The organism is Psychrobacillus sp. NPDC058041 (assembly GCF_042885655.1).
Lineage (GTDB): Bacteria > Bacillota > Bacilli > Bacillales_A > Planococcaceae > Psychrobacillus.
Genome location: NZ_JBHVRO010000025.1, coordinates 1 through 6,727 on the forward strand (window position 1 = coordinate 1; position 6,727 = coordinate 6,727).

7 protein-coding genes and 1 pseudogene are annotated in these 6,727 nt (G+C 37.3%); 1 reads left to right on the forward strand and 7 read right to left on the reverse strand.

Annotated elements, in window-relative coordinates; translation table 11 throughout:
* Positions 1-132 precede the first annotated feature (132 nt).
* From ACFVR1_RS19455 to ACFVR1_RS19475, 5 genes are all read right to left on the reverse strand, one after another.
* Complete coding sequence (locus ACFVR1_RS19455) at positions 133-729, reverse strand: hypothetical protein (RefSeq protein ID WP_387586346.1); 597 nt, start codon at positions 727-729, stop codon at positions 133-135.
* Positions 730-893: 164 nt separating this feature from the next.
* A complete protein-coding gene (locus tag ACFVR1_RS19460; protein WP_387586347.1) occupies positions 894-1,673 on the reverse strand; it encodes a hypothetical protein in 780 nt (259 codons plus the stop codon).
* A gap of 246 nt (positions 1,674-1,919) precedes the next feature.
* Positions 1,920-2,813 (reverse strand): alpha/beta fold hydrolase, encoded by an 894-nt coding sequence (locus ACFVR1_RS19465; protein ID WP_387586352.1) that lies wholly within the window; start codon positions 2,811-2,813, stop codon positions 1,920-1,922.
* Between the two features lie 18 nt (positions 2,814-2,831).
* Entirely contained in the window at positions 2,832-3,035 is a 204-nt protein-coding gene (locus ACFVR1_RS19470) for a hypothetical protein (RefSeq protein ID WP_387586348.1), read from the reverse strand.
* Between the two features lie 283 nt (positions 3,036-3,318).
* Complete coding sequence (locus tag ACFVR1_RS19475; protein ID WP_387586349.1) at positions 3,319-3,930, reverse strand: DUF2239 family protein; 612 nt, start codon at positions 3,928-3,930, stop codon at positions 3,319-3,321.
* Between the two features lie 246 nt (positions 3,931-4,176).
* On the opposite strand from ACFVR1_RS19475, the pseudogene ACFVR1_RS19480 reads away from it, so the two are divergent.
* A pseudogene (locus ACFVR1_RS19480) lies at positions 4,177-4,412 on the forward strand (tyrosine-type recombinase/integrase); the annotation flags it as partial.
* A 117-nt stretch (positions 4,413-4,529) separates the two neighbouring features.
* Here the strand turns inward: ACFVR1_RS19480 and ACFVR1_RS19485 are convergent.
* Both ACFVR1_RS19485 and ACFVR1_RS19490 read right to left on the reverse strand, forming a co-directional pair.
* Complete coding sequence (locus ACFVR1_RS19485; protein ID WP_387586350.1) at positions 4,530-4,964, reverse strand: VOC family protein; 435 nt, start codon at positions 4,962-4,964, stop codon at positions 4,530-4,532.
* Between the two features lie 339 nt (positions 4,965-5,303).
* A complete protein-coding gene (locus ACFVR1_RS19490; RefSeq protein WP_387586351.1) occupies positions 5,304-5,885 on the reverse strand; it encodes a DUF3888 domain-containing protein in 582 nt (193 codons plus the stop codon).
* Between the last annotated feature and the right edge of the window lie 842 nt (positions 5,886-6,727).

Consider the following 6,727-nt stretch of genomic DNA (forward strand, 5'->3'; position numbering starts at 1 on the left):
CCATTCATAAACCTCCATCTGGGAATCAAAAATCCTCTTATCTTCTGGATATTGTCCATTGAGCCATTGGATTTCCATAAACAAGAGCCCCCCTTTTGCTTTACCCCTTCTTGAAGTAAAGCACCCATTACTTTAAGTGAAATGTTTAACAAATCCTTTTTCCCTGCGTTCCATTGATTTAGAGTAACCAAAACAATCTCTAAATAACTTCCTGCCAATATATTTATGAAAATTATTGTATCTATATCGGTAATACTCGTTCCAATAGCTAATCATTCTATTATAGCTTTTGCAAAACGGCACAATATTTTCAAAACAAAATCTCATAATCCGTTCTGTATCCTGCTCTTTTAAAATATCATAAGTCATTTCTAATATTTCTACGACATATTCATCACATATTTTTACGATATAAGGAATAGCCCAGTCTTCATAATCCATCTGAAGCAACGAATAAATATGCTTTTGGCGAACAAACCCGTCACAACTTCTTGAATAAATACAATGCAATATCATTTTTTGTCGTAGAGTTAAATTGTCTATAACTTCATCTGAACTATCAATGTAGTAGATACGATAAGGTAACCTAATCACGGTATTATCTTGTAAATATTGAATAGTATCCTCGGACACACCAATAGTGACATTATTATAAGTTTTATGAGGAATCATTCCAACCGCTGTAGTTACATCATCTCTCAAATAAATTGGAAATCCATCTTGAAACATTCAATCACATCCTAGCTTGGAATAATGTTACAAAAGTGTAGAACAACTAAACTGCTGCGTTAGTTTAACAAGAAAAAAGAGCTGTCTATGGAATACAATTTTTAATAAAAAAGTAAAAATGAGCACTAAAAATGGTGCTCATTTTTTACTTTAATAATTTGAATTTAATTGTTTTCATAGTACGGTGGCATATTTCCAGTTTCATCGTTTATTCCTGAACCATCTCGTTTAACTTTATAAGATATAGTCCATGAATCCTTTTCTGTACCTTTACTCCAATTTTCTGTAAAAGTAACTAAATAAACTTCATCTTCGATTTCTTTTGCACTCGTTTCCCTTTTTACTTGATAACCATCAATATCGCCTTCCCATTTACCAATTTCTTTTGGGAATTCCTCAATAAATGTACCTTCACCAGATGTCTCAAATTCAACAGCATCTTCCTTTGTAAAAGATGGTAAAGGCGGAGAGACTAATTGAAAATAACTCCAAGATATTAATAGCGAAACTATTGGTATAAGAAAAAACATTTTAACACTTTTGTTCTTGGAATTCCTTTTATATAACCACTTATCAATTACTCCATAAAAAAGTGCAGCTAACATACCATAATAGGCAAGTGTTTCTTCTTGAAAAAACAATCCATTTGCTAATCCAAAAACACCAAGAATTAATACATGTAGCCAATCGTTTTGCGGAAACCATTTTCTTTGTAAATAATCTACTCCAATTGACACTAGGTTTCCGTAAATGAGGATAATAACCCCGATAGCCATAAAATAAATGAAAAACCAACCGATAAATTCATTTTCTTGGTTATATACAATTTCGAAACTACTTTTAACTTTAGTATAGTAAAAAGCAGATAGTATCGAAAAAATAGTTGTGGCAACAAATGTTGTAATTAATTTCCTTACTATAAGACTTCCTATTCTAGTTTGCATAGTCTCCTCTATTCTCATTTCTTTTTGATAATTTCAATCGTCTGTTCGTAAATCTCCCAATCCATTTTTGGCGTCTTTTTATCATCTCAATTAATAAATCACATTTTTTCACTACTTCCAACCCTCAAAATAGTATATATTACCACCCTAAAAATAGCACTAAAATAATTGTACTGTTTTATAAGTTAATTCGAATAAAACTCTTTCATCTGAATAAAAAATAACCTATTCGCTAAAGCGAATAGGTTATTTATTGCGACGAGCCGTTCGCTCTATGCCATTAGCGATTACTTTGTACAGTTGGTGCGGCAGGTCGTGTCCCATACCGTCAACCAACATTAGCTCGGCGCCCGGAATGGCAGAAGTCGTGTCCTCGCCACACTCCGGGACGAACAGGGGATCGTCCACCCCATGAATGACAAGTACTGGTACTTTTATGGTCGCCAACCGCGGACGACGGTCACCGGAGACAGCGATAGCAGCAATTTGTCGTCCGACACTACCTGGATCGTAGGCTCGCTGGACTTCCTCCAGAATGAGTGCCCGATAAGCATCCTCTTCAAACGGATAGCCGGTGCCGGCGATGCGTTTGGCAAAAGAGAGGCTGTGCGCCAAAAATCCTGCTTCATCCTCAAATGGGTTCGGCGCCGGTTTAGTCATCATCCCCATGACATCTGGGGAAGTTTGCGGAAGAGCCGGATTACCGGAACTGGACATAATGGAGGTGAGTGATAAAACCCGTTCAGGGTACTCGCTGGCTGCAATCTGGGCGATCATTCCGCCCATCGACCTGCCAACGAAATGTGCCCGGTCAATTGATAGTGCGTCGAGCAGTCCGATAGCGTCGTTGGACATGTCTTCGAGAGTGTAAGGGATGTCCGGACGCTGTCCCGACATGAGAGCAGTCGCCAGTGCGTCAAATTCCAGCGTCGGATAATGGCTAAAGTGCGTCGAGCAACCTACGTCGCGATTGTCAAAGCGGATTACGCGAAAGCCCCTAGCTGCTAATATCCGACAAAACGAATCCGTCCATCGGATCATCTGGGTTCCAAGCCCGGCGATTAGGATAATAGCCTCGTCATTTTCTTTACCGAAACTGTCATAGGCCAATTCGACGTCGTTGACTTTTAGGATATTCATAATCATGTTCTCCTCCTTTTATTTTGATATCGGAAGTTCTGTCATAGGCAGAAGGCGTGAATCTTCGATCGCTGGAATCCGATGCCCGATACCGGCCATGTAGTCTTGATGACTTGAAAAAGCAAAAAACGACTCCGCGCTGCTTTGGCGGATCATCATGACAAGATCCCATCTTTCCTCTTCGGGTCCGATAAGAAACTCTCCGCCATCGCCAAGAAACATTACTTCACCTCCACTTTCACGGAGAAATGGGAGGGTGTGCTTAATATAGCGGTTGAAAGCTTCGGCACCACTGATTGGGACCTCCGGTGTAGCTCAGGATTGGATGTGTGAAAACGTAACAGATTCAACATGACTATGCTGCCCTAAATACCTCGCTGCATAAACCTCATGCAAGCGCGTTGCGATGGTTCGATGTAACGAATAAATTCAAACTCAGTCATAACGGTTCTTTTCGTAGATCCTTTTTTTATTCCAAATTCTTTACGCCTACACATGCTTTCATTCATAAGTTCCCTTCAGGGAATGCATTAGCGGCTAATCTTTTGATATGGTTTCTGATATCGGGTGCCCAATCATCGATGAAGTGGTAAAAACGATCCAAATCACCAGCATAGAATTCCCGCAGAGCTTCCTCGTATTGATGGAAGTTCCCTGCCATAGCTGTCATAAAGTGATATGTTGCTTCTTGTGACTCTCGTATCTTGCTCTGTTTTCCTCCAGCATGTCGAGCCTCATCAACGAGTTTTCGTAATGTTACCGATGCCCCTCCTGGTTGACTCTTGAGCCATTCCCACTGCCGTGGCAATAACGTAACCTCACCGGATACAACCCCCAGCTTCGGTCGACCGACCCGCCGTGTAGGTTGGTGATTCACTTCCGTACCAGGCAAGTCACCAAACTGTTCTCTTAATCGTTTGAGCACGTCATCTGTCTTCCCACGAAAATCAACATCTATTTGCTTCCCCGTGGAATCGTCAAATATAAGCAACTGTGTGAGGTCACTGTTATCCAGAGCATCCTTCACTGTAGAAATAACTTGATGTAACGAACCACTGGCAACTACTCCCACACCCAAAAATGCCGTGCAGTAAAAGCACGTTAGGTCATTACTCATGCTGTACCTCCTCTCCTAAATGCCTATATCAATTTTACCCGGGTAAAATTAAAGAGTCAATATTAATGGGTAAAAATAATTTTGTCGTTCGTTATGGAGAGAATAAATGCAAAAAACGCGGCCAATTAGGAACCGCGCTGTTGAGGGGTATTATTTGCCTGTGTTTTGTTGCAAAACTGCTCCGTTAGTAAAAAACTTCTTATTTCTATTATTCTATTAAGTTGGCAATAATGAAGGTAACCACATAAAATGAGTGTCGCCAAAATGCGATACATCATCAAGCGTATTTCCAATCGTGCTGAAATCAATAAAGAGATTCATCCACACCAACTTAGCCAAAGCTTTGCAACTCATTTGTTGAATAATGGAGCTCCTATGAAGTCATACAAAGTCTAATGGGGCATGAGAAAAGTGAAACCACAATGATCTACACTCAATTAAGCGGGAGGTTAAGGAAAGAGTATAATCAGACGTACTTTTAAATGTAAAAGTAGCAACGTCTTAAAAGACGTTGCTCTACTTGACTAAAGCGCCCGAAAGTTTAAGAAGAAATCTTTAGAGTTGGAAATTTAATCATTTAAAGTGTCATTCAATATTTATCAGATTTTCTCAGCCAACTCTAAAATAATTCCCTCTGGACCGCGAACATAACATAACTTATAACTTTCTTCATACTGCTGTATCTCACTAAAGATTTCCGTGCCCTTCTTTTTCAACTTCGCAACAATAGCCTCAATATCTTCAACATTAAAGCAAATATGTCGGATCCCCAGCGTATTTGCAAAAGGTTGCTGAATATCTTTTTCATCTGATGGCGTATAAAATTTGACTAGCTCTATCCATGCCTGACCATCTGGCATCCCCAATCCTACACATGCCGTTTTAACATCATTAAGCCCAACTATTCTGTCTAACTGTTCTCCATCCAATTCCCATTCCGCTTTCACTTCAAGTCCTAAATCAAGAAAAAACGCTTTAGCCTCTGAAAGATCATTTACGTTTATACTCACATGATCTATTCTATTGATCTTCATATCTCGTACCTCCCATGTTCCCGTTATTTTCAATACCTATATTCGTGTAAAGTTTGGTTAAAATTCTAATTCGCTTAAGACAGAAAATATCCATCTTCAACAATCTTGCACCGTTAGTTTAAGTGTAACATTTCACAATGGATTTTTGAGATCACCTTGATGTTTTGGATAAAAATTAGATCATCTAAAAGGTCTTGTTTAGCTAAAGCACCCGTTAGTTGAATAAGGATTAGGGCACGATATCTTTCAATTCTGCTAAAAATTCAGTTTGAAAGCCCGCTTAAACCATACACACACATTTTATATTATAAAAAAGCCTAACTAAATTAATCAGTAGGCTCAAATTTTTTTCCATACATACCATGGTAATTTATAGTCCATTTTCTGACCTTGTTTACTATTTTTACCTATCACTATCCAATTACCATCTTTCTTTTGTACATGATAATTTACATTTGTACCATCAGACTTTTTAAAGAGCAAGTAACCTGTATTGCCTTTTATAAAGGTTACAGGGTCAATAAGTGTTGCTTTATAAAATTCATTTATATCCTTTTCTAATTCATCTCCCTCATGCTGAAAGCTAATTGCTTTAACTCCAAATGGGTCTATTTTGAAAGTCATTGTTTCCTTACCATAAGGAGGGTCATGTGCATGGTCAAATGTTGTGACTTGGATTTTTGCAATAAAGCTAAACTGACCTTCATGCCCTCTGATGATACTCAAAATCTTAGCATCATATAAACCATATTGTTTGGGATATCCATAGTAATTAATAATTTCCTTTTGTATGAATGGTTCAAGGGAAGTAATCAATGTATCATATATAAGTTTATAATCAGGTTGTTCACTATGGGCATTAATCCTACTGGGATTAATCAAAAAAGTTATTGCAATTAAAATATAAGTAATTTTTTTCATGGGGTAATAAGCCTTTCTAAAATATTTTTCATTTATAACTTGTGCAAATAAGAGCAAATTATTTGGAGGAATGAAAATGGGTTCGTTTATTTTATAATTTATTCCCCTATATGAAATAATAATCTGGCAATTTTTTAACCCTAAAGATCTAATTTTATGGGAAAAACGTTGGATCTATAAAGAAGAACCGAATGCCACTGAAAAGGCTATTACCTACGCAAAAGTCACTTCGGTTAATGGCATTGTATTTTTAACAATTGTATTAATAATTCTTTTTTTATTTAAATTTAATGTTACCGTAACCACCTACTTGTTTTTTCGAATAAAAAATAGACCCTCAAATGATGGTCTTGTTTGACTAAAGCATCCGTTAGTTGAATAAGAATTGGAGGAACTCAATTAAATTAAGTTCCTCCGATACAATGAATATTTACAATTTAATCTATTTCGGCTTACACTCAAATGAATAATTACTTGAGAGATTATTATGGATTTCTAATATGACTTCTCCACCATTTTCATAACAGCCGGTGATGAGTAAATTTATTTCTTTAGTATTGAAATAAATTTAGGTATGCGTTATAAAAGACACTCCAAATAAAGCGATAACGAAAAGCCATAAAACGCCTATTAAATCCTTTTTTTAAGGCTATGTTAAATTCTAATGTTGATTTGTGACCATAAGAAAACCGCCTTTGTGAAAAGGCGGTTAATTGAGCTAGTTTACCGTTAGCGTAATCACCTTAAGTGACAAGGTCATCTTACCGTCTGGTAAACGAGACCTATGGCTCCAGAATCAAAGGTCTTGTTTTCGATTAGCTTAAGATTGATCTTCTCCTTGA

Excerpts from the sequence above, each read along its gene's own strand:
- ACFVR1_RS19455 (WP_387586346.1), bottom strand. The coding sequence starts at position 729 with ATGTTTCAAGATGGATTTCCAATTTATTTGAGAGATGATGTAACTACA.
- ACFVR1_RS19460 (WP_387586347.1), bottom strand. The coding sequence starts at position 1,673 with ATGCAAACTAGAATAGGAAGTCTTATAGTAAGGAAATTAATTACAACA.
- ACFVR1_RS19465 (WP_387586352.1), bottom strand. The coding sequence starts at position 2,813 with ATGAATATCCTAAAAGTCAACGACGTCGAATTGGCCTATGACAGTTTC.
- ACFVR1_RS19470 (WP_387586348.1), bottom strand. The coding sequence starts at position 3,035 with ATGTTTCTTGGCGATGGCGGAGAGTTTCTTATCGGACCCGAAGAGGAA.
- ACFVR1_RS19475 (WP_387586349.1), bottom strand. The coding sequence starts at position 3,930 with ATGAGTAATGACCTAACGTGCTTTTACTGCACGGCATTTTTGGGTGTG.
- ACFVR1_RS19485 (WP_387586350.1), bottom strand. The coding sequence starts at position 4,964 with ATGAAGATCAATAGAATAGATCATGTGAGTATAAACGTAAATGATCTT.
- ACFVR1_RS19490 (WP_387586351.1), bottom strand. The coding sequence starts at position 5,885 with ATGAAAAAAATTACTTATATTTTAATTGCAATAACTTTTTTGATTAAT.